Source organism: Nonomuraea insulae, from assembly GCF_042656245.1.
The window spans coordinates 24,196-46,886 of record NZ_JBHSPA010000059.1 but is presented as its reverse complement, the minus strand read 5'-3'; the positions used below and the strand labels follow the sequence as shown (position 1 = coordinate 46,886).

The window sequence follows — 22,691 nt, the reverse complement described above, 5'->3', positions numbered from 1 at the left end:
GCATGAACAGTGTCGCGTCGTCGCTCGCGCGCAGGGGACGCGGCGGCACGAGGCGCACCCGACGTCGTCGCGCGCTGGCTCCCCCGGCTCAACCCGCGTCCTGTACAGACTTCGGTGCACGTGGAGTCCTACACAGGAGATGGCCGACCCGTCGTCGAGCTGCTCCCGGACACCGCGCACGTCGCGGTCGCCGACGGGTTCTCCGGCGGAGGATTCAAGTACGCACCGGCGGTCGGCGAGGCCTTGGGCGACCTCCTCGTGGAGGGTGTCACCGAGGCCAGTATTCGGCAGTTCGCACCGGGCCGCTCCGCGACGGTGTGAGCAGATCGTCCAGCCGGGGCGGCCGGCTGGACGACTCGATCATCAGTGGACGGTGTCGGGCCCTCTGCTGCGGCGCCTCGTACTCACGTACGGCGCGGCGCGTGCACGTCAGGGCGGTGAGCGCCGTCGCAGGCCTCATCGATGAGTGCCGCCGGGCTAGCTGACCGAGCGACAAAAACCCCAGCTCACAGCTAGTGAAGCCGTTAAGAAGCGGTATGGGCGAACAGGATCGGAAAGCGATAGTAACCCATCCGGAATATCGGCATAACCTGAATATTGCACCCTCCGTGCGTGATCAGCGTTTCTCTCGCGCCGATGCGGCCGAGGGGGAACACCCTGGGAAGGACACGCGCCCCATGAACCGTTCTGGTGCCTTATCCGCACTACGCAGTCTGACCTCCCGTTCCAAGGTGTACATCGCGTCGTTCGCCACTGTCGCGGCCCTGGGCGCGGTGGCGCCGGCCGCCCCGGCCGGGTACCAAGTGGACCTCGAAACCGCCACCGTCGCGCAGCTCCAGCAGGCCATGAGCACGAGGAAGATCACATCCGAGGAGCTCACCGGCGACTACATCGAGCGCATCCGCCGGCTCAACACCGACGGCCCCGGCCTGAACGCCGTCAGGGTGCTCAACGACAGCGCGCTGGAGGAGGCCAGGCAGGCCGACAGGGACCGCAAGAAGGGCAAGGTACGCGGCCCGCTGCACGGCATCCCCGTGCTGGTGAAGGACAACATCGACGTCAGGCGGCTGCCGACCACCGCGGGCGCGCTCGCGCTGGCCGACTCCTTCCCCTCGGACGACGCCTTCCTCGTCAAGCGGCTGCGCGCGGCCGGCGCGGTCATCCTGGGCAAGACCAACCTGACCGAGTTCGCGAACTTCACCACTTCGGGCATGCCGTCCGGGTACAGCGGCCTCGGCGGGCAGGTGCTGAACCCGTACGACGTGAGCCAGACGCCGAGCGGGTCCAGCTCGGGATCGGGCGCGGCAGCTGCCACCTCGCTCGCGGCGGTGACCATCGGCACCGAGACCTCCGGCTCGATCCTCAGCCCTGCCGTGGCCAACTCCCTCGTCGGCGTGAAGCCGACCGTCGGCCTGGTCAGCAGGACCGGAATCGTGCCGATCGCGGCGACACAGGACACCGCGGGGCCGATGACCCGCTCGGTGTACGACGCCGCGGCGCTGCTGAGCACGCTCACCGGCATCGACCCCGAGGACCCCGCGACGCAGACCAGCAAGGACGTCGTCGGCACCGACTACACGGCGGCACTGAAGGCGGACGCGCTCAAGGGCGTGCGCATCGGCGTCGCCGGCACGCCGACCGGGAACCAGGCGGTCGCCTTCAACAAGGCCCTCGACGTACTCCGCGCCCAGGGCGCCACCGTCGTCACCGTCACGGTCAACACCGGCGGGCTCCCGCCCGGCATCCTGAACTACGAGTTCAAGCGCGACCTGAACGCCTACCTCGCCCGCCTGCCGCGCAACGCCCCCATGAAGACGCTGGACGACGTGGTGAAGTTCAACCTCGCCCATGCCGCCGAGGGCACGATCAAGTTCGGCCAGACTCAGCTGGACGCCTCGAACCAGATCGACATCGACGACCCCGCCACCAAGGCGGCCTACGAGGCCGACCGTGACAACGGCGTGGCCGGCGCCCGGGAGCGCATCGACTCCGTGCTCGCTGCCGAGAACCTGTCCGCGATCCTGTTCACCGGCAGCGGGTCGGCCGGGATCGGCGCGCGGGCACAGTACCCGTCCGTGGCCGTGCCGATCGGCTACGACCCGGCCAACGGGCGGCCGTTCGGCATGAGCTTCCTCGGCAGCGCCTACACCGAGGCCAAGCTTCTCTCCTTCGCCTACGCCTACGAGCAGGCGTCGCGGGAGTGGCGCCCACCGTCGACGACCAACCCGTCCCTGTTCCGGTGCGCGCGGCCGGGCAAGTGGCAGCGGAGTTGCGCTCCCTGACCAGCTGACCCGGTCTCGGGCCGGCACGCCGTCCTCTCAGGGGCGGCGTGCCGTGTGCGGTGCCCGTGCACCTGCTGTGATCCGGGAATTGTGGTGTCCCAAGCGGCACAGATCCTGTCCGACGGGTACGGCTCTACAAATCGACGGCGCCGTCGATCCGTAGGAGGTGAACGGCGCCATCCAGCCCACCGGCCACCACCGTGTGCGGGCCGGCCAGCACCATGACGGTGACGGCGTCGTCGGCTTGGAACGTCGCCGCGAGCGTCGCCGTCGCGAGGTCATGCAACCGGATCGACCCGTCGTGGGTGCCGTAGGAGGTGCCCTGCTCCGCACCTGCCAGCGCCTGCACGCACAGCCCGCCGGCCGACACCGCCCAGCGGTTGTCGGGGGTCGCCAGCAGCGCCGCGACAGGCCCGGTGTGAGCGTTGACCGCCGCGCGCAGTTCGCCGGTCTCGGCATCCCACAGCCGAACGGTGAACTCGGAACCGTAGCGTTGGAAGCAGTTGCCACCTCCGGTCACCACGTGACGGCCGTCCGAACTGATCGCGACCGCGGTGACCGTGTGCAGGTGGCCGTCGAAGACCCGAAGGTGCTCGCCGGTATCGACGTTCCACAGCCGGGGACAGGGGTCCTGGTACAGGTACAGGCCCGGGTTCGGCGCGGACGCCACGAGCCGCCCGTCCGCCGAGACGGCGATCGCGTTGACGCCGCACGGGTGGCCGGCCAGGCTCCGGATCGTGAGCCCGGTGTCGAGGTCGAACACCAGCAGCGCGTTCGCCGGTACAGCCTCCGGCCCGTAGGCGGCGTTGAGGTGCGAGGAGCCGGTCACCACGCGCCGGTCACCGGAGAGGGCGAGGGTCGTGGCGCGGTTCGCGGCGACCGTCCGCACCTCGCCGGTCTCCTGGTCCCACGCGACGACCGAGTCGCGCGCCAGCACGACGTAACGCCCGTCCGGCGTCACGACGAGGCCGCCCGCGGGAACGGCGCCGTCGCCGTACTCGTGGGGCGAGCCTACGTCGGTGAGCTCGCGCAGGCGGGTGCCGCCGTCGAGGTCCCAGACGGTGAGCCGTCCGCCGGCGAACGTCGCAGCGTGCCGGACGCCCGGGAAGCCGGCGAGGAGCGGGCCACGCCGGCCACCCCAGGTCGGCCGCCGGGTCTCCCATGGGGGCGGAGGCGGGTCGGCCTCGACCCGGTCGGCGTCGATGGTCCGCAGCAGGGCGCCGGTCGCCACGTCCCAGACCTTCAGCACACCGCCGGCGGACGCCGACACGGCGATGCGGCCGCCGTCCGCGATTGCGAGCCCGACCACCGGGCTGTCGTGCATTGCCACGTCGTCGTGCGGGACGTTCGCCGGGACGCGCAGGCTCGCACGCACGGGGACAAGCCGGGGCCCGGGCAGCCGTCCGGCGCGATCGAGCACCGAGGCCAGCCCCGGGACACGGGCCGACAGCAGTCGCCCGCGTAGCTGCCCCGGCAGCTGACGGGCGTCGGTGGCCAGGGTGCGCTCCGACGTCCGCAGGGTTTCCCTGATGGTCCGATGGGGCTCCTCGTCGGGGACATGGGTGAAGTCGCCGAGCAGCGCCTCGACAGTGACAGCCGCGAGCCGGCGTTCCAGCCACCGCGGGTCGAGCAGCAGCTCACGCATCGTGTCCGTCCGGCCCGCACCGACGAGATGGTGTACGACCCACCGCCACGCATACCCGTCGTCGGCAGGCAGGTCGTGCGGATCGCCCCACGCATCGAGGAGCCGCCGATGCAACGGGCCGAGGTCACCAACGCGCTGCTGGGCGACGGCGAGCAGAACGTCGTGCACCTCGATGGCGGCCTGGCCGAGGTCGAGCTGCAGGAGGGACGCGTCGGCCAGCCGCAGGGCGCGCTCCTCCGCCTCGAACCGATCCGATCCCCACAGCCGGGCCAGTGTGCCGAGCGGGATCCGGGTGTCCTCCGGAAATACCGCGAGTTCGGCCCAGGCGGCGACGTCGTCGCCGGCCACCAGTTCCAGGCTCACCGCGACCGAGACCGCGGCGGCCTGGTTACGCTCGTCCGGGTCGGTGGCATCGAAAGCGGTGAGGTGCCGGCGGTCCAGTGCCTCGGCAACGGCGCTCAGCGCCGCCTCGGCGGAGGCGCCGCGCGCGACCCGGGTGCGTAGCGCGCTGCGGGCAAGATTCACCAGCAGCGGCCATGCGCCGAGCCTGTCCACCAGCCGGCGATACGGTTCGAGGTCACGCGGATCCGCGGCGAGGTCGTGGGTCACCAGGTCAACGGCCTCCGGCCCGGTCATCGTGTCGATCCGGAGCCGGCCGACGTCGGACACGGCCTCGACCACGGCCTCGACCACGGCGAACTGCCGTGTCGTCACGACGCGGACGCTGCGCGAGTCGCGGTGCAGGAACGGCTTCACATGCGCGGGCTCCCACACGTCGTCGACCACGAGCAGGCACCGGCGATCACGCAGGCGTGACCGCACCACCTCGGCGGCGCCGGCCACGTCGACGGCGCCGGTCGGCGCACCGGTGAGCGCGCGGTGCACCCGGTCCAGCTCGGTGAGCAGGTCAGGCTGCCGGCCGAGGGACACCCACAACACGCCATCGTGGAACACCGCGCCGACGTCGTCGTCGTGGCACAGACCCAGGGCCAGCGTGGTCTTGCCATAACCGCCCGGCCCGTGCAGCGCCATGGCCCCGGCGGTCGGTGCGCCGTGCTCCCCGACAAGCAGCGGCTTCGCGGCCGCGAGTTCCCGCCGCCGAGGCACATACCCGGAGGGCAGGTCGGCGGCCATGAACGGAACCCGGCCGGCCTCGCACGGCCTCCGCAGAGCCGCGACGAACGTCTCCCACTCCTCATCGAGGCTGTACCAGTGCAGGTCTCCCATCCAGCGCGGCGCCAAGGCGACGTCGAGGCCCGGATCGGCGCGGACCGGCAGGACACACACCCCAAGCCGGCGGGCCACCTGCCACTCCCAGGCCACGACATCCGACTCCAGGGCCGCCTGCGTCAAGACGAGAACCAGATACGCCGCGTCGCCGATCGCGTCGACGATCTGCCGCCGCCAGGCCACTCCCCCGTACAACTCGCGCCTATCGAGCCACGCCTCGACGCCGGCGGCGCCGAGGTCGCGCACGAGCCGCCGGGCGACGTCAGCGCCGTCGACGCGCGCGTACGACACGAACACCCCGTCACCCACGTAGCCACTATCCGCGCCCGTCCGGCCCGTGGACAACCCCGCGCCGGCAGCCGGCACACTGCCGCGAAGCGGAGGCGCTTTCGCATCTCGCGACGCCCTCCTCGATCTCGACTCTGAACCGACCGGACGGCCTCAGGTCACGAGGACGTCCGGGATCGACTGTTCGACGTGCAGGGAGGCCAGGGCTGGTCGGGTCCGCCTGGGTGATGAGGTCGAGTTCGCGCATGAGCAGCAGGGACTGGCGCGTGTGCTCCATGCTGACCTCAACGTCGCCGAGGTGGCGGGTGGCGCGGCCCAGCGGGCCAGGCTCTCCTGCAGCGCGGCGACCGATTCCTCGAAGCGCTGGAGGTCGAAGTAGATCTGGCCGCGCATGGCCAGGTAGCGCGCCTCGTGCGTGGGCAGGTCCCGCGCCCTGACGAGGGCAAGGCCCTCCTCCAGGCTTGCCAAGGCTTGGTCGTGGCGGCCGAGCCGCCGGTAGCAGCTCACCAGGTTGCCGTGCAGGCCGAGGGTGGTCTCCGGCAATCCCGCTTGCCTGAGGTGGTCGCGGGCTCAGCGCCAGGGCGGCGCTGGTCCACGGGTCGCCGCCCTGGTTCGCCTGCCGTACGCGGGCGAGGATGTTGTCGCGCTCGGCGCGCCGCGCCGCCGGTCACGGTGTGGCCGTGCCCCCGTCCACGCCGATCGCCGGGAGCGGCCGTGCCAGCCTGGTCGCCACCTCCGCGTCGGGCCCGCACGCCGCCTCCAGCAGGTGGTTGCCGATGGCGAAGTCGATGGCGTGCGTGACAGGACTACCGTTCTCGTCGAGCTGCTGGTAGTTCCTCAGGTTGGTGCCGAAGGCGAACTGGCGGCCGCCGTCGGCGTCGGAGAACGCGAAGGTCTGCATGCCGGGGATGCTCCCGTCATGCCCCCAGAACCTGCCGCACGGCAGGTCGAGGGGGTAGATACCGAGGCCGTAGTCGATCACGGCGCCCGAGAAGGCCCGGATGGGCACGGTCTTCTGCATCTCGGCGAGCAGAGTCGCGTCGAGCAGTTCGCCGCGCAGCAGGAGCCGGAAGAAGCGGTTGAGGTCCTCCATCGTCGAGGCGACCGCACCTGACGTCCAGGCCCAGGACATGTTGTAGACGCTGTAGTCCCTGGGCGGATCGAAGTAGCCGAACAACGCCTCGTACGCCTTGGAGCTCGGCCCAGGCAGGTACGGCGTGCGCGGGAACGACGTGTGCCGCAGCCCGGCCTTCCTGAAGACGTGGTCGGTGATGTACCGCTCGGCGCTCGTGCCCGTCACCTTCTCCAGCAGCAGGCCGGCGATGACGTAGTTCGTGTTCGAGTAGGCCCCGGGTGTCACCCCCGGCTGCCCGGTCGCCGGGGCGCCGAGCCCCGCCCGCGCCAGCTCCTCCGGCGGGAAGGCGCGGAAGCGGTTGGCGTCCAGGCTCTCGATCGTCGGGAAGATCACCTCGGTGTGGTTGGCGATCTGGCTGGTGTGGTTGAGCAACATGCGTACGGTGATCTGCTGCCCGCGCTCACCAGGGATCAGATCCGGCAGGTAGCGGCCGATGGGGGCGTCGAGCTCGATCGTGCCCTTGCCGACCTGCTGTAACACGGCCACGGCGACGAACGACTTGGTGATGCTCCCGGCCCGGTGCACCATCTCGGGACGCATCGGGCGACGGGTCTTCACGTCGGCGACGCCCGCGGCACCCTTCCAGCTCCGCCGGCCGTCCACGACGTTCGCATAGGTGCCGTACATGCCGGCCTCGTGCATGGCGTCCAGCGTCTGGCGCAGCCGCTGCCGGTCGAGGCCGCCGTCCTCAGCGGCGGCCACGGGGCCGGCCGCGAGCAGCGCGGCGGCCAGAGTCGCGGCTCCCAGCCGCGAAGCGAACGTGCTGAATCGACGAATGGTCATGGCGCCAGCATGAGCCCTCCGCTCGGCGAAGGTCAGTGCGCTGTGTCACAGGCCCCGCATGACGGAAGTCAGCTCTCAAGGTGGCGAAGACGACCAGCATGATGGTGGCAGGCGCGATCATGCCGCAGCACGACTGGGCGCGGAGCGTGGATCAGGCGAGGAGTTCGTCGGCTGCGACGAGCAGCTTGAGGGCGACGGGGTTGGCCGAGCCGTTCCCCGACAATACGCGGACGGCGATGCGCTCCAGCAGCGTGTGGAGGTCGTCGGCGCCGGACGCCGCCGCGGCGGCGTGCGTGTGGCGTAATCGGAGCAGCAGTTCCAGACCGCAGGCGGCCTGCGTGGCGAGCAGGGCCAGCAGGTCCACGTCGGCGAGTTCGCCGCGCAGGGCGTCCGAACGGTCCAGCACCTCCAGCACGCCGATGCACTCCTCGTACCGGATCAGCGGCGCCGCCATGATGCTGCAGGGGACGAAGCCGGTGGACTCGGCCGCGTTCCGGGCGAACTGAGAGACCTCCTCCACGTCGTCCGCGATCATCGGCTGGCCGCTCGCCGCCACCCAGCCCGCGATCCCCGTCCCCCGCGGGAAACGCGCCCCCAACAGATGTCCCTCGCCCTTGCCCGACACGGCCGTGAAGACGAGTTCGCCGGTGTCGCCGTCCATCAGGAAGATCGACGCGGCGGCGGCGTCGAAGACGTGCCGGGCCACCTCGACGACGGACATGAGCAGCCGGCGCTCGGTGATCTCGACGTCGCCGGGGGGCAGCGGGTCACGTACGGCCATTGAGGCCTCCATGGGATTCGGTGACATTGTTCGCGGCCAAATAGAGCACCGACTTGAGCTGGAAAGGTGTCATCCACGGGTGTTTGCTCATGATGAGGGCGCAGATGCCGGTGATGTGCGGCGCGGCGAAGCTGTTCCCCGTGCTGCGGATCCTCCTGCCACCCGGCCAGGCGACCGGGACCCGCACGCCGCGGGCGTGGAACTCGGCCGGCGGCGTGGGGTTGTAGTAGTACGTCATCGGATCTGGTTCGTCGTGGCTGGCCACCGAGATGACCGAGGAGAACGTCCACGGGTAGCTGAGCAGCGGCATGTTGTGCGCCGCGGCCACCAGCAGGCTGCGCCGGAAGTAGGCGCGGTCGGCGAGTTCCTGCAACGGCACCTGGAACTCCCGGCGGGTGGTGGACAGGCTCAGGTTGATCACGTCGAAGCCCTCGTCGACGGCCCAGCGCAGGCCCGTGAGCAGGGCCGCCCCGCTGCCGGACCGGCCGTCGGTCAGCACCCGGACCGAGGTGAGCTCGACGGCGGGGGCGATCGAGCGGATGATGCCCGCGCAGGCCGTGCCGTGGCCGGCCGGGTCGATCGGCTCGCAGTCGATGACCGCCGCTCCGCGGTCCCGGTCGCCACTCGAGAGTGCGTCGGCGGCCACGATGCCCGTGTCGGCGTGCGCGGTGCCGCCGGTCTTCGCCGCGCCGGCGTTCACCTCGTCCGTGGGGGCGTCGCCCTGGACGACCACCAGGGATCGGGCCAAGCCGTCGACCAGGGGATGCTCGCCGTCGACGCCGGTGTCGACCACACAGACCCGTACCCCCGACCCGTCCGCCCCACCCCACGCCCACTCCCGGTCGATCTCCCCCTGGCGGCTCACCTGGAACTCCTCCAGGCCCAGGCGGGAGGTGGCCAGGCTCCAGGCGGGCATGCCGGGGAAGGACGCGGGCCGCTCCCTGCGCCACGGCGGCGGTGTCGTCCCTGGCGATCCGGTCACTCGCGTGGTCACCGGTCCGTCTCCTTACGGTCGGCGAGCCGCAGGGCGGGGCTTACGCCTCCGCGGGGCCAGGCGGCGCCTTTGGCCGCGTAGTACCGCCGGGCTCGGTCGGCGGCGTCGGCCGCCTGGGCGGGGTGGTTCGCCGTAAGGTAGGCGTCGGCGAGTTCGGCCAGCACGTCGCCGCGCAGGCACGGGTCGTCGGTGTGGTCCAGCCGTTCCCCGGCCTCCGCCGCCAGCGTGACCGCGCGGCCGTGGTCGCCTTCGAGCGACGCGAGGCGAGCGCGCAGGGCCAGCAGGATCAGCTCGCCGCGCGCCTGCAGCCGGACGCCGGCGGCGTCCACGCGATCCAGCGCCCGCGCGGCGTCCCCGTGCTTTCCCTGCCGCATCAGCTCCCGCGCCGTGTAGATGTCCAGGGTTGCCGCGGGACCCGGCTGCCCGGCCGCGCGGAGCGCTCCGGCGGCCTGCCGGAACAGCGCCACCGCCGCAGGGGGGCGGCCGTCGAGCGATTCCACCAGGCCGCTCACCTGGGTGACCGCGGTGGCCGCGAGGTCGAGGTGGAGGTCGGCGGCGTGCCGGGCCGCGGTGGCGAGGACCGTGCGGGCATCGGACATCTCCCCCGCCAGGGCCAGCAAGCGGGCCTGGGTGATCAGCACCGGCACGAGCAGGGCGCGGTCGTCGGCGAATCTGGCCGACAGCTCGGCGCACAGCGCCAGGCCCTCCGCGATCGGCGTGGACGACCACTGGGCCAACTCGCACACCCCGCTGAGCAGCCGATTCTCCTCGTAGCGGTCGCCCAGGGAGCGGGCCCGGTCCAGGCCCGCGCGCAGCGCCGCCTCCGCACCGCCGAAGCGGCCCTCACCCAGGCGGGTCAGCGCTTCCAATTCGTGGAAACGGCACCAGCTCAGGTCGTCGGCCGGATCGGCGGCCAGCAGTTCCCGCAGCGGGTCCAGCGCCGGCGGGGCGATTCCGAACCGCACGCTCAGCGTCTCTCGCTGGATCGCGCAGGTCAGGCTGGTACGCCGATCGCCGGGCAGCATCCACTCGGCGGCCTCCACGGCCGCGAACGCCCGTTCGCGGTCGCCGCGCGCCAGTCCCGCGTCGCAGATCCGCACCGCGAGCCGCCGATGCCCGGGATCGCCCGGCGGCAGCAGCTCGCGCCCCCGCTCCAGCAGAGCGAGGGCGGCGGGCAGGTCCTTACGGTGCAGGGCCTGGGTACCCTCGCCGATGAGGGCGCGGGCGGCTCGCACCGTGAGCGTCGGCAGCAGTGGGTCGTCCGGCTGAACCTCGCGTTTGAGCAGGCACGCCGTCTCCAGATGATGGGCGAGATCCCCCTGCGACGGCTCTTCGAAGGACGCGGCCGGCGACGGATCCGGCGAAGCGGCCAGTGGGTGGCGAGCCCGTTGGGAGAGCCGGTCGGCGAGGGTCAGGTGCCAGGCGGCCCTGAGCTCCTTGCGGGTCATCGCGTACACGGTATCCCGGGTCAATGTCTGGGTGAAATGGTACGAGCCGGGCAGCTCCGCGCGGCGAATCACGCGCTGCCGCAGCAACCTCCACAGCAGCTCATCCAGGTCGGGAGCGCCCAGATCGCCGGGGTCCGGCGTACCGTTCGGATCGGGCGAGTCATCCGGAAGCAGGATCTTGAGCCGGTCCTGGGTGAACACCTGCCCGATGGTCGCGGCCCGTTCGAGCACATCGCGCTCCCCGTCCCCGAGCCGGTCCAGCCGGGCCGCGATCAGCGCCTGGACGGTGGGCGGCAGCGGCGCGTCCGCCCCCTCCTCGACCAGCGTTTCCAGCATCAGCTCGGCGAACAGCGGATTGCCGTCGGCCCCCTCCGCCACCTGCTCAAGCAGTGGCTCGACCCCATGCGCGATCACCTCCGCACCGCCCGCCCGGTCCTGTGATCCCCCCGCTGCGGCCGACTGCGCGAGACAGGCGACCAGGCTACGCATCTGAGCCGGGTCGAGCGGGCCCAGTTCCAGCGCGTACGCGCAGGCCATGCCGCCTCCCCAGGTGGGCCGCAGATCAAGCAGTTCGGGCCGTGCCACGCAGACCAGCAGCACCGGCACGTCCAGCAGCCATGCCGCCAAACCCTCGATCAATTCGAGCAGGGTGGGCTCCGCCCAGTGCAGATCCTCCCAGATCACCACCAGTGGCCGGGGTCGCGCCAGCGCCTCGAACAATCCCCGTACCGCCCGCGCGATCTCCTCCACACCGGCCGCATCGGCTCCGGCGTCGGCTGCGGCGAGGCCGCGCAGCGCCCGTACGCTCGCCGGTTCCAGCGCGGGCGCGACGCGGGGCCAGTCGCCGTTGAGGGATTCGAGCATCTCGGCGATGGGGCGGTAGGTGATGCCCGCGCCGTACGACGGACACCGCCCGGCGAGCACGGACGTCTCCGCCGGCAGCCCGCCGGTGAAGTCGCGCACCAGCCGGGATTTGCCGATGCCGGGGAGCCCGAGCAGCGTGACCACGCAGCATCGGTGGTCCCGGGCCGCCCGCTGGTACGCCTGGTGGAGTTGCCGCGCCTCATCGTCCCGGCCGATCAGCGGCGCCTGGTCATCATCGCGTGCCACGTCCTGGGAGCCGGGGGACAGCAGGCGCCAGGCCCGCACCGGATCGCGTTTGCCCTTCAGCCGCAGCGGCGGCATGGGCTCCAACCGCGCGTGCGCGCGGACCATCCGGGCCACCTCGTCCCCGATGAGGATGTCGCCGGTGCCGGCCGCCGACTGCAGCCGGGCGGCCGTGTTGACGGTGTCGCCAATGACCCGCAGGTCCGTGCCCGGCATGTCGATCACCATCGCCTCCCCGGCCGCGATGCCGCAGTGCACGTCCAGCCGGATGCCGTGGGTGGGGGCGAGTTCGTCGCTGAGCCGGCGTACCCGGCCGAAGGCGGCGTGCGCTGCCCGCACCGCACGCAGCGCGTCGTCCTCGCTGCTGATCGGGATGCCGAACGCGGCCATGATCGCATCGCCGATGTACTTCTCCACCACACCGCCGTGCTCGGCGATGCCCGCGGTGCAGGCCCGGTAGTAGCGGTCCAGGACGTTGCGCAGCAGCTCGGGGTCGAGCCGCTCGGCGAGCTCGGTCGAGCCGACCAGGTCGATGAACACGACGACCACGCGCCGACGGGCCGGGCGTGCGCCCCTGGCACTCATACGAGTTTGAGTTCCTGTCCCTCGACTTCGCCGGCCGCCGCGTCCAGCCGGATCTTGATCGAATTGAGCAGTTCCACCTCCGGCCGGCCGAGCTCGGCGAACACCTGCCGCTGCCGCTCGCTCAGCAGGTCGATGGGGTGGCCGGCGGCGCGCAGCGTGGACAACGCGTCGAACGGCTCCGACCGCGTCAGCACCTCGTCGCTGTTCATCGGTTACCTCCCGATCACGTCGCCCGACGGGGCCATCGGATCACTGACCATCAGGCTAGATCTGGTGGGTTTTGCGCCGGTATGGTGCCGCCATGTCATCGCCATACTGGCCCTGAGCCGGCCTTCCCGGCGTCCGGCGCCTTGCGGAGACAGGACCGCGCTGACGGTGGCGTATAACCGGGCACATGGTCACGCCATACCGATATTTAAGCGGGTTCTCTTAGCGTTCGGGATGGAGGCGCTTTCGTCTGGGGCGCCCGCGGTCAATACGATCCGTCCGGGGACTTCTTATGACTCTCGTTTCCGATGACCTGATTAATGATCGCGACAGGCAACTGATCGTCATGCTCGCCACCGGGTACACGACGACGAGAATCGCGCGTGAAATGCGCCTGAGCAGATACACCGTGGCCGAGAGGATAGGCAAACTGCTGGACCGCTTCGCGTGCTGTAATCGCAGCCAGCTGGTGGCGTACTGCTACGCCCACGAGCTCCTGCACGTGGGCATCTGGCCGCCTGCGGCGGCTTCGTCCTAAGCCAGATGCTCGGCGAGGAAACGCTCGACGGCGGCGTAGTACGCCTCCCGGTTCTCCGGCCTGAGCAGGCCGTGCCCCTCGTTCTCGAACAGCAGGTACTCGTGTGGCACCCCTCCTGCCCGCAGCGCCGCGACAATCTGCTCGGCTTCCTGACGGGGCACCCGCACGTCGTTGGCCCCCTGCACGATCAGCAGCGGGATGGCGATGTCGCCGGCCCGGGACAGCGGCGAGCGCTCCCACAGCAGGTCGCCCTCGGTCTCCGGATCGCCCACGTGGGCGTGCATGAAGGAGTCCACCGTCCGCCGGTACGACGCCCCGCCCTCCAGCAGCGTCAGCAGGTTCGACGGCCCGCACAGGTCGATGGCGCAGGCGAACGCGCCGGGGGTGAAGGCCGCGCCGGCCAGGGCGGCGTAACCGCCGTACGAGCAGCCCATGATGGCCACGCGGGCCGGGTCCACCGCGCCGCGGGCGGCCAGGAACGCGACCGCGTCCAGCAGGTCCGTGTGCATCCCCGCGCCCCACTGCTTGGCGCCCAGGTTGTGAAATTCCTTGCCGTAGCCCACAGATCCGCGGAAATTAACCTGAATACAGGCATATCCACGGTTGGCCAGTAACTGCGCCTCCTCGTCGAAACACCAGGAATTACGCCACCACGGCCCGCCGTGCACGTTCACCACGGCCGGCATGTCGCGGCGTTCGACGCCGGGCGGCCAGGTCACATATCCGTGCACCTCGACGCCGTCGCGGGCGCCGAACACGAACGGCTCCATTTCGGCGAGCCGGTAGCGGTCCAGGTCCGGCTGGTGGGAGAAAAGGAACCGCAGGCGATCGTCGTGCCGGTCGTAGACGTAGTAGCGGACCGGCCCGTCGCACGCCACCACCGCCACGACCCACCGCCGGTCGCCGCGCTCGGAGCGGTCGATGTCGAGCTCCCCGTGCACGCCGATCTCCGCGAGCAGCTCGCCGAGCCGGGCGACGGCCCGCGCGTACGCGTCGTCGAGGAACATCCGCTCGTCGCGGTCCCGGCCGAACAGCACTGCCTGCGGGAGCCGGTGGATCGGGTCCACCTCCAGGGATTTCACGTCGTAGACGGGGTCCTCGGCGAGGAGGACACGCCTGTCGGTGCCCGCGTCCACGGCGTACAGGCGGGTGGCGTTCGCCCCGATCGACGACAGCAGGTAGATCGTCCGGCCGTCGCGGGAGTAGCCCGCGACGCGAGTGCCCATGACGTCCTCGCGCGGCACCTCCAGCCACGGCGCGGGCTCGTCCGCGCCGGACCGGGTCAGGTGGATGGTGAGGGTCCCGTCCTGGTTCATCGCGGTTCCGCCGCGGACCCGCAGGTCGGTGTCGATCTCCCAGCTCAGGTAGCCGGGGTTGGTGGCGATCTTGATGAGGTCGCCGGTGGCCAGGTTGAGGCGGTACACGTCGTGCAGTTCGGGCCGGTCCTTGTTCAGGCCGATCAGCATCGTGCCGGGCTGCCAGCGGTTGTGCGCCAGCACCCGTGTCTGCACGCCCTCGAACGGTGTGACGCAGCGCTCGGCCCCCGTCTCAAGATCGACCAGATAGAGCCGCCAGCTCTCGTCGCCGTCACGGTCCTGCAGGTAGTACAGCGTACGGTCGTCGTGGCAGAACCCGGAGGACCGGATGCCCCGCCCGCGATCACAGGTCACCGGCTTGGCCTCGTCCGGCGCGTCCGCCGGGCCTGCCCAGACGTTCAGCACGCCCTCGTCCGGGGCGAGGAATCGCAGCCTGGTCCCGTCCGGGGACAGCCCGGGGGCCAGGTACGCCGGGTTGCCGAACAACAGGGCGCGCGGGATCAGCGGGACGGCTCGACGGGTCATGGCGTCCTCTCCTGCTCGGCGGCGGGGGCGATCAAGGTCTGGGCGTGGAAGAGCCGGGTCGCGAGCTCGGGGCTGGTCAGCGTGGCCCGGCTCAGCAGGGACTGCGCCCGGCGCTGGACCGCGGCCGCCTCCGTCGGCGGGGCGTCATCCGGCAGGGCGTACCGGCTGTCCTGACCGACCGCCATCCGCCACGACGGGTCCGCCACTTCGGCCACGGCGGACTGGAGTTCGGGGGTGCGGGAGGGTTTCACGCCGCCATGCCGCGTCAGCTCGCGGTCCAGGCGGAGCGCGCTGAGGGCGGCGATCGCCATGCCGTGCGAGTACACCGGGTTCACCGCGACGACCGCGTCGCCGATCACGAGCAAGCCCTCGGGCAGGGGCGTCCGCTCGAAGAAGCGCCGCCTGTTGGAGGTGTCCCGGTACGGCCGGATGCCGCCGAGCGGCGTGGCCGCGGCCATCAGCTCGGCCACCATCGGGCTGCGCAGCCCGCGGGCGAACGCGGCGAAACCCGGCTCCCTCGCCGGCGGCTCGCCGCCTCGGGTGCCGGTCAGGGTGACGACCCAGCGGTCATCCTCGATCGGGAACAGCGTGGCCCCCTGGCCCGGCTGCCGGTCCGCCGCCCCGGGATGAATCATGATCGCCGGAATGCCGGCGGCGAGACCGGCGGGGGCCCGGTAGAGCCGGGTCGCGTACGCCAGCCCCGAGGAGATCACCTCCTCCGCGATCTCCGGCACGCCGAGCCCGGTCAGCCATCTCGGGGCGTTCGACCGGCGGCCGGTCGCGTCCACGACGAGATCGGCCTCGACGGTCTCCGGCGGGCCGCCCCCGCGGCTGATCGTCACGCCGGCGACCCGGTCGGCGTCGCCGAAGAGGCCCAGCGCCCGGGCGTCCTGCCACACGGTGACCCTGCCACCGGCCAGGGCCCGGTGGCGTACCACCTGGTCCAGCAGCCCGCGGGTGCACGACACCAGATACGCGCCGGTGTCGTACCGTCCGAACCAGCCCTCCGCGCTGAGGATCAGCGCCTCGCCGGTCAGCCCGCGGCGGTGCGCGCCCCGGGCGTACAGTGCCTCCAGGGTGCCGGGCAGCAGGTCCTCCAGCGCCCGCGCCCCGCCGGTGACCAGCACGTGGCTGTGGTACGCCTGCGGCAGCCCCCGCCTGGGGTGCGGCCCTGACGGGTAGCGATCGCCCTCGATTACCAGCACGTCGTCCGCGTGCCGGGCCAGCACCGCGGCGGCCAGCACGCCGGCGAACCCCCCGCCGAGGACGATCGCGGTCGTCACGTCAGGCTCTCCTCAAACAGGCCCTGTTCCACCATCGTGCCGATGAATTCGTGGACGTCCACCACGATCCGCTTGATCAGGGTCGCGTTGGTGCCGGCGAATTCGCGGGACAGGGCCGAGGCGACCGGCTGGGCCTCGCCGCTGTTGGCGACGAGCAGCCATATCTTGGAACCTGTTTCATTCAGGGTACGGAAATCCCCGGTCTCGGTGTGGTACAGCGAGATGCCCTCGCCCGTCTCCTGCCATACCACCGCGTCACTGATTCGGAGCGACACACGCCACCTCCTGTGATTCCGGCTCTACACCCGGGTTATTTGACGGGGGTTATCGGGAGCAGTTCGCCGACCCGTACGCCCCTGGCCGCGACGCCGGGCGGCCTGGTCCTGGCCGTCGGCTTGCCCCCGGGCTTGGGAGGCGAGATGGGGACGAAGTTCTTCCAGTCGTCGTACACCGCGTGCACCTCGTCGGTGGCGACCAGGCGCGGCGTGGTCATCTCGGTGTCGTGCGCGGCGATGTCCAGCGGGTTGACGCCGGCCTCCTGCCACATCTGGGTGACGACGCCGTGCCGCAGGATGCGGCACAGGTGACGGCTGTTCTTGCGTACGTCCCCGGATTCGGCCATGTGCGCGGCTCGGCAGCCGCCGCCGCAGGTGGCCTTGATGTAGCAGCGTTCGCAGTCGTCGTGGTACTCGCCGCCGAAGACGGTGCTCGTCCGCATTCCGCGCAGCACCGGCGTGGCGAATATCTCGTCCAGCGACTGCCGTCTGACGTTCCCCGCGAAATGCTCGCGGCCGGTGACCAGCTTGCACGGATACACGTCGCCGAGGGAATTGATGTAGATCTCGCTGCCGCCCATTCCGCAGTTGCCCTTGATCGAGCACGGCGATATCGGCTTCGGTCCGAGCGGGCGCAGTTTCCCGGCGACCGGCACGGTCCACACGAGCTGCTGGATCCGCAGATGGTCGGCCCACCCGAAGTCGTACTCGTCGGTCACGCCGCGGCCCAGGTTGTTGTGGTACATCAACCGGATGGCATCCACCCGCAGCCCGTCCAGGAAAGTCGCGAAATCCTCCAGGTGATCCACGTTCTCCGAGGTGACGATGTGATTGATGTTCGGCGTCACGCCGGCGTCGTTGAGCAGTCGCAGCGCCCGGTGCGTCTTGTCGAAGGCCCCTGCGCCGCGGGTGCGGTCGTGCGTCTCGGCGGTGCCGCCGTCCATGCTGACCGTGACCTGGCTGAACAGCTCGGCGATCCGCTCCGCCTGCGCCGGCGTCCTGATCATCGTCGCGTTGGTGATGATGTTGGATTTCAGGCCGCTGCCGTTCGCGTGCGCCGCGATCTGAAACAGGTCCTTGCGCAGCATCGGCTCGCCGCCGGTGAACACGAGGGTCCCGGTGCCGAGATCGGCGACCCGCGAGACCAGGTCCAGGGATTCCGCGGTGTCGAGCTCGCCCGGCAGGCACTTCTCCGAGGAGGCGTAGCAATAAGGACAGCGCAGGTTGCAGCCGTCGGTGATGGCGTAGTACACCGTCCGCAGTGCCGGCTCGCTGAGCCTGATGTTCGGGTGGTTCCCGTTGTAGTAGACGACCCAGCTCAGAATGAGTTTGGCGAGGGTCCGCTCGGTTTCCAGAGTCGGCTCAAGTGGCGCGGGAGTCCCGTTCGCGGCGGGCTGGGCCAGCGCCCGCAGCACGCCGAATTCCCGCGGATCAAGCACGCATCGGCCACCGACGTGCGGGTTGACCACCAGGTGTTCTCCGTCGCGCACGAAATAGGTCAGCCCATCCGGCACCTCGAACAACGCGCGGTTTCCGGTCAGCTTCCCGGGCATGTCCACTCCCTTTCTCTTGCGTCGGCTCGCAGGTGCGATCTCGGCGCCCGCCCGCCGCACGCCGCGGATCGGGCCCTTCGGCCGCACCTGCGAGCTCTTCTGGGTGAGCGGCCGCGGCCGCTCCTACGGCGGGAGGCCGGCTAAGAGGCGTTCTGTCCCGCCCCGGACCAGATGCCGCACGCGCACAGCATGCCTGGCTCGAAGTTCTGCTGCGTCGCCTCAGGCGCGGTCCAGCCGCCGAGAGAGTGCGCCAGCACCTCCGGCAGCGCGGCGGGAATCCGGCCCTTCAGGGACACCAGCATGTCCACTTCCTCGTGGGTCAGGACACCGAATGCCTGCGTCACCGCCGGCGATTCCGAGCCGGTCAGAATTCCGGCCGTGCGCAGCGCTTCCCTCGCGTCGAAGGTCATCCCTTCCACCTTTCTTTTCGGGGCGAACGAGTTTCGGCTCGATTATGACCCTGCGATATCCAGGGCGGGCAACCCCACGAATGTGGGCCGTGTGGAAACCGCACGAATGTGGGCGCCGCGCCTATCGGTTAAGAGGCGTTCTGTCCCGCCCCGGACCAGATGGCGCATGCGCACAGCATCGCCGGGTCGAAGTTCTGCTGCGTCGCCTCGGGCGTGGTCCAGTTGCCGAGAGAGTGCGCCAGCACCTCCGGCAACGCGGCGGAGATCTTGCCCTTGAGCGACACCAGCATGTCCACTTCCTCGCGGGACAGGATGCCGAGCGCCTGCGCCACTTCCGGCGACTCTGAGCCGTTCAGAATTCCGGCCGTACGCAGCGCTTCCCTCGCGTCGAAGGTCATCCCTTCCACCTTTCTTTTCGGGGCGAACGAGTTTCACTATTGAGTATGAGCTTGCGATATATTGGGCGGGCAACCCCACAAATGTGGGCCTCGTGAAAACCGCATGAATATGGGCGTGCCGCCCCCAGGGCCGACGCACGCTGGCACCACCCGCCACCACACACGACCAGCCCTCAGCCCCGCGCTGCCGGTTCGCCGCCGGATTCCGGGACGAGGCGAGGAGGAATCACCGGCCTTGCCGCACGGGCAGCCGGCGTACGCCGCGGACGAACAGATCCGGTGTCCAGTCCAGGTCGGATGGGGCGGCCGCCAGGGTCATGCCGGGGAAGCGGCGGACCAGCGCGCCGACCGCGGCCCGCACCTGCACGCGGGCCAGCGCCGCGCCGAGGCAGAAGTGGATGCCGTGGCCGAAGCCCAGGTGCCGGTTCGGCGCGCGGGCGATGTCGAACTCATCCGGCCGCGGGAACGCCGCCGGATCACGGTTCGCCGCCAGCAGCATCGGCATCACGGTGTCGCCACACGGAATCGTCGTGCCGGCGATCTCCACGTCTGCCAGCGCGTACAGCGGCCGGGAGTGCCCCACCGGCCCGTTGAACCGCAGCATCTCCTCGACCGCCGAGTCGATCAACTCCGGCCGGGCCCGCAGCCGCGCCGCCTCGCCGGGGTGACGCAGCAGTTCGAGCATCCCATTGCCGATCAGGTTGACCGTCGTCTCGTCGCCGGCCAGCAGCAGCTGGAACACGCTGGAGATCAACTCGGCACGCCCGATCCCACCGTCCCGCTCGGCCTCGATGAGCTGCGACATCAGGTCGTCACCAGGGGCGGCGCGGCGCTCGGCGAGCTTGCGCTGCAGATACGCCATGAGCTCCATTCCGCGGCGTCGCGCGAGCGACATGTCCCGGCTGCGCAGGATGCCGTCGCTCCAGCGGCGGAGCTGGGGCAGATCCCCTGGCGGGATTCCGAGCAGCTCGGCCATGATCAAAATGGGTAGCGGTTGCGCCGGCGACTGGATCAGATCCATTTCCCCGGGGCCGCCCATGCGATCGACCAGTTCGTCGGCGGCGTGTCGGATTCGCTGTTCGAGGGCCGCCACCGCTCGTACACCGAACCCCGGGGTCAGCAACCGGCGCAGCCGGGTGTGGTCGGGCGGGTCCAGGTTGAACACGTTCCTGCGGACCATCGGCAGCGGATCGTGTTCCCAGGCGCGGTGCCGTGCGGCCAGCTCGCGTGGCAGCCGGTCGAGCTGCCGGCCCAGGTTCGGCTCGGCCAGCGCGCGGCGCACGTCGGCGTACCTGGTCAGATACCAGAACACCCGGCCGGTCGCCGGGGCGACGTGCCGGTACACCGGCGCCTGTTCTCGCATCAGGCGCAGCATCGGGTACGGGTCCGCGGCGTGCTCCGGCGCGGCCGGGTTGAACAGCCGCGCCGGCACGGTCGTCACCGTGGCCCGTCCGGGGTGCGCCGGCGGTGCACGTCCAGGGCGAAGAACCGGGCGGCCGCATGCCCCAGGTCCTCGACGCCGAGGAACCCGCGGCACGCCATCGCGAGCTCCGGCGGCGTACCGGGCCAGTGGCGCAGGAACAGCCGCCCGCAGAACTCCGGCGGTGGCACGACCAGCCGCCCCCTGCTCTGCTCCGCGACCTCGTCGGCGCGCGCGACCAGGTCGGCCCACTGCTCCCACTGTTCCGTGCCGCGGATCCGCGCCATGACGGCCGGCCGCCAGTCGGCCGACTTCCAGATCGGCCAGACCCGCACCATGACCAGCCGGAGCTGATCGCCCGTGGGCAGGGTGGCGTGTTCCGCCTCGGTGAGCCACGCCGCGAGAGGGCTTGGCAACTCCCCGGCGACGCCGAGCGTGGTGCGGACGTACTCCTCCAGGTTCATGCCGCGAGCCGCGGCGAAGTCGGCCAGCAGGGCCGTCAGCGCCTGTTCGTGCAGGCGAGGGTAGCCATCATCGAACAGCCGCGCCGCGGTCAGCACATCCAGATCGGACATCCAGCGTCCGGGCGCGTACTCCCGCCTCGACCCCCACCCCAGCGCCTGGTTCCGGGTGATCCCCGTCAGCGCCGCGTCATCGGGGCGGGCGGCGGGGGATCCGGCGCCCGGGTCGCGGGCGTCTCGCAGGGCCGACAGGGCGTCCAGGCGTTTGAGGTCCCACTCGCCGGCGGCGATCATTTGCCGGAGGGTGCGCAGGCCGTCCCGTACGCCCTCCTCGGGCACGTCCTCCTCCAGCTCGTGCCAGGTCCGATGGGTGAACGGCCTGGCCTTGGCCGCCGACAGGATCCGCGCGCCGACGGCCTCCGGGACCAGGCCGGTCCTGGCCCCCTCGCGGCAGCCGTGACGCAGGTTGACCATCGCCACCGTGCCGGCCGGGTAGCCCACCTCGGCCGGGCCGTGCAGGACCGCCACCTCGTCGTCGCCGTCGATCTCGCCGGTGACGTACATGTGGAAGATCGTGCCCACGCCGCGCATGCCGTACGGGCCCAGCTCGGCCGCCCGTAGCGCGCCCAAGCTCGCCGCGCCGATGACGCGCACGCCCTCGGCGAGCAACCAGAGGATCTCCTTGTGGCCCACCGACAGGCGTTCGCGGTAGTAGCCGTCGATGATGACCGCGGTGTCCCCGGGCGCCCAGTCCTCGGTGAACAGGTCGTTGCGGGCCACGGGCGGCCGGACCCGCGCCCCGGGGATCACCTCGCGGATCTCATCGGGAGAGATCGTCGGACCGGCGTAGACCACGGTCGTGCGCCCGCCTGCCGGACTCATCACATCACCTCCGGGCAGACACGGGCGCCTGGCGCCACCACCTTGACGACGGGTACGCCGACCTCCTCGCGGGTCAGATCGACGACGAGGGGCGGGTGGCCGAACGCGACCGCAGCCCGCTTGACCGCGTCCTCCAGGTCCTCGGCCAGGGTGTCGTGCGCCCGCAGGACGGGAACAGGCCCGGCCGCTTCCCGCGGCGGCTCGGGGCGCCCCTGGCGGGGGACGCCGTCGTTGAAGTCGGCCCGCAGGTCGTCCCGCGCCCCGGACACGTACGCCAGCCTGGCCTGCGCCGACTCGGTGATCGCCCGGGTGAGCGCGATCTCCGAGCTCAGGTGGCAGCCGAACCCGAAGAAGGACGGCGGATAGTCATCGCAGGTGATCCGCGCCAGGAAGCACGGGAGCCCGGTCGGCGACGGCAGATGCCTGACCTCCAGCCGGACTCGGGCCCGCGCCATCGTCGCGCACAGCTCGTCCACGATCGGCGAACCTGACGTGCCGGGATCGACGCGGACCCCGCCGGACGGACGGCCACCGGTCACCGCGGCCGTCACCGCATCCCGCTCGATCACCTCGTACAGGGCGTGCAGGGTGGCCTCCACCCGCGTGTTCCCGCCGGCCAGGCCGTTGCTGGAGGCGAAGAACAGCGGCGGGTTCCAGCCGGTCCCGCGTTCCAGCGTCAGAGCCACGGTGTCCCGGGGCACGAGCGTGGGCGAGCCGTCCTCCAGCGACATGCCCGTCAGCCAGTCCAGCGGCAGCCCGTCGTGCAGCAGGCTCGGTGCGGCCGGGACGAGGGCGTGGACGTCGTAACCCAGCCGGCCGGCGACCTCGCGCGGGGGCGCGGTCACGGCCGCCGGCAGGGCCTGTTCGACGTGCCACAGCTCGATGGACTCCATGACCGCCGACAGCTTGGCCAGTTCGGGGGTGACGCCCTTGCCCTGGGACACGGCGAGCGTGCGGGACGCCGGGCGGATCGCCTGGAACGTCGGGATCCCCACGGTGTCGAGCCGGGTGATGTCGGCGACCCGGGTGACCCCGACCTTGCGCGCCGCCCGCCCGGCCATCGCCAGCGTGGCCGCCGGATCACGGGCCCGGTCCGTGCCGGGGAGCCGTATCTTGGGCCCGTCAGGAAATCTCTCGGTAAGCAT

19 protein-coding genes are annotated in these 22,691 nt (G+C 71.2%); 3 read left to right on the top strand and 16 right to left on the bottom strand.

The window, feature by feature from the left end:
* The first annotated feature begins 120 nt into the window (after positions 1 to 120).
* Together ACFPZ3_RS44535 and ACFPZ3_RS44530 are read left to right on the top strand one after the other, a co-directional pair.
* Positions 121 to 321, top strand: coding sequence for a hypothetical protein (locus ACFPZ3_RS44535; RefSeq protein ID WP_379520445.1), 201 nt, complete (start codon positions 121 to 123; stop codon positions 319 to 321).
* A gap of 356 nt (positions 322 to 677) precedes the next feature.
* The gene (locus tag ACFPZ3_RS44530) at positions 678 to 2,282 is read left to right on the top strand and encodes an amidase family protein (RefSeq protein ID WP_379520444.1); all 1,605 of its coding nucleotides are present in this window, start codon (positions 678 to 680) and stop codon (positions 2,280 to 2,282) included.
* 133 nt (positions 2,283 to 2,415) lie between these two features.
* Here ACFPZ3_RS44530 and ACFPZ3_RS44525 read toward each other — a convergent pair whose 3' ends face one another.
* The 7 genes from ACFPZ3_RS44525 to ACFPZ3_RS44495 form a co-directional block, all read right to left on the bottom strand.
* A complete protein-coding gene (locus ACFPZ3_RS44525; RefSeq protein WP_379520443.1) occupies positions 2,416 to 5,466 on the bottom strand; it encodes a TIR domain-containing protein in 3,051 nt (1,016 codons plus the stop codon).
* Positions 5,467 to 5,598: 132 nt separating this feature from the next.
* Entirely contained in the window at positions 5,599 to 5,988 is a 390-nt protein-coding gene (locus ACFPZ3_RS44520; RefSeq protein WP_379520442.1) for a tetratricopeptide repeat protein, read from the bottom strand.
* A 124-nt stretch (positions 5,989 to 6,112) separates the two neighbouring features.
* Positions 6,113 to 7,363 carry a serine hydrolase domain-containing protein gene (locus ACFPZ3_RS44515; protein ID WP_379520441.1) on the bottom strand — a complete coding sequence of 417 codons (1,251 nt, stop codon included), beginning with the start codon at positions 7,361 to 7,363 and terminating at the stop codon, positions 6,113 to 6,115.
* Between the two features lie 151 nt (positions 7,364 to 7,514).
* On the bottom strand, positions 7,515 to 8,144 hold the full coding sequence (locus tag ACFPZ3_RS44510; RefSeq protein ID WP_379520440.1) for a GAF domain-containing protein: 630 nt from the start codon (positions 8,142 to 8,144) through the stop codon (positions 7,515 to 7,517).
* A complete protein-coding gene (locus ACFPZ3_RS44505; RefSeq protein ID WP_379520439.1) occupies positions 8,131 to 9,138 on the bottom strand; it encodes a S8 family serine peptidase in 1,008 nt (335 codons plus the stop codon). The genes ACFPZ3_RS44510 and ACFPZ3_RS44505 overlap by 14 nt, the downstream gene beginning before the upstream one ends.
* Positions 9,135 to 12,278 carry an AAA family ATPase gene (locus ACFPZ3_RS44500; RefSeq protein WP_379520438.1) on the bottom strand — a complete coding sequence of 1,048 codons (3,144 nt, stop codon included), beginning with the start codon at positions 12,276 to 12,278 and terminating at the stop codon, positions 9,135 to 9,137. Before ACFPZ3_RS44500 ends, ACFPZ3_RS44505 begins: the two co-directional genes overlap by 4 nt.
* Positions 12,275 to 12,487 (bottom strand): aroma-sacti cluster domain-containing protein, encoded by a 213-nt coding sequence (locus ACFPZ3_RS44495; protein WP_379520437.1) that lies wholly within the window; start codon positions 12,485 to 12,487, stop codon positions 12,275 to 12,277. The genes ACFPZ3_RS44500 and ACFPZ3_RS44495 overlap by 4 nt, the downstream gene beginning before the upstream one ends.
* Positions 12,488 to 12,777: 290 nt before the next feature.
* Between ACFPZ3_RS44495 and ACFPZ3_RS44490 the strand changes: the two genes are divergently transcribed.
* The gene (locus ACFPZ3_RS44490) at positions 12,778 to 13,023 is read left to right on the top strand and encodes a LuxR C-terminal-related transcriptional regulator (protein WP_379520436.1); all 246 of its coding nucleotides are present in this window, start codon (positions 12,778 to 12,780) and stop codon (positions 13,021 to 13,023) included.
* On the opposite strand, the gene ACFPZ3_RS44485 is transcribed toward ACFPZ3_RS44490, so the two are convergent.
* The 9 genes from ACFPZ3_RS44485 to ACFPZ3_RS44445 all read right to left on the bottom strand — a co-directional run bounded on the left by ACFPZ3_RS44485 (position 13,020) and on the right by ACFPZ3_RS44445 (position 22,691).
* Complete coding sequence (locus ACFPZ3_RS44485; RefSeq protein WP_379520435.1) at positions 13,020 to 14,864, bottom strand: S9 family peptidase; 1,845 nt, start codon at positions 14,862 to 14,864, stop codon at positions 13,020 to 13,022. The two genes, ACFPZ3_RS44490 and ACFPZ3_RS44485, sit on opposite strands and share 4 nt — an antisense overlap.
* Positions 14,861 to 16,147, bottom strand: coding sequence for an NAD(P)/FAD-dependent oxidoreductase (locus tag ACFPZ3_RS44480; protein ID WP_379520434.1), 1,287 nt, complete (start codon positions 16,145 to 16,147; stop codon positions 14,861 to 14,863). The genes ACFPZ3_RS44485 and ACFPZ3_RS44480 overlap by 4 nt, the downstream gene beginning before the upstream one ends.
* Complete coding sequence (locus ACFPZ3_RS44475) at positions 16,144 to 16,422, bottom strand: PqqD family protein (protein ID WP_379520433.1); 279 nt, start codon at positions 16,420 to 16,422, stop codon at positions 16,144 to 16,146. Before ACFPZ3_RS44475 ends, ACFPZ3_RS44480 begins: the two co-directional genes overlap by 4 nt.
* A gap of 35 nt (positions 16,423 to 16,457) precedes the next feature.
* A complete protein-coding gene (gene stsB / locus ACFPZ3_RS44470) occupies positions 16,458 to 17,975 on the bottom strand; it encodes a StsB family radical SAM/SPASM domain sactipeptide maturase (RefSeq protein WP_379520432.1) in 1,518 nt (505 codons plus the stop codon).
* Between the two features lie 140 nt (positions 17,976 to 18,115).
* Positions 18,116 to 18,385, bottom strand: a complete 270-nt coding sequence (locus ACFPZ3_RS44465; RefSeq protein WP_379520431.1) for a StsA-related sactipeptide RiPP — start codon at positions 18,383 to 18,385, stop codon at positions 18,116 to 18,118.
* Positions 18,386 to 18,513: 128 nt separating this feature from the next.
* Positions 18,514 to 18,783, bottom strand: coding sequence for a StsA-related sactipeptide RiPP (locus ACFPZ3_RS44460; protein WP_379520430.1), 270 nt, complete (start codon positions 18,781 to 18,783; stop codon positions 18,514 to 18,516).
* A gap of 226 nt (positions 18,784 to 19,009) precedes the next feature.
* Positions 19,010 to 20,224 (bottom strand): cytochrome P450 family protein, encoded by a 1,215-nt coding sequence (locus ACFPZ3_RS44455; protein ID WP_379520429.1) that lies wholly within the window; start codon positions 20,222 to 20,224, stop codon positions 19,010 to 19,012.
* Positions 20,221 to 21,546: a TfuA-like protein gene (locus tag ACFPZ3_RS44450; RefSeq protein WP_379520428.1), complete on the bottom strand. Its 1,326-nt coding sequence runs from the start codon at positions 21,544 to 21,546 to the stop codon at positions 20,221 to 20,223. The genes ACFPZ3_RS44455 and ACFPZ3_RS44450 overlap by 4 nt, the downstream gene beginning before the upstream one ends.
* Positions 21,546 to 22,691, bottom strand: coding sequence for a YcaO-like family protein (locus ACFPZ3_RS44445; protein WP_379520427.1), 1,146 nt, complete (start codon positions 22,689 to 22,691; stop codon positions 21,546 to 21,548). The genes ACFPZ3_RS44450 and ACFPZ3_RS44445 overlap by 1 nt, the downstream gene beginning before the upstream one ends.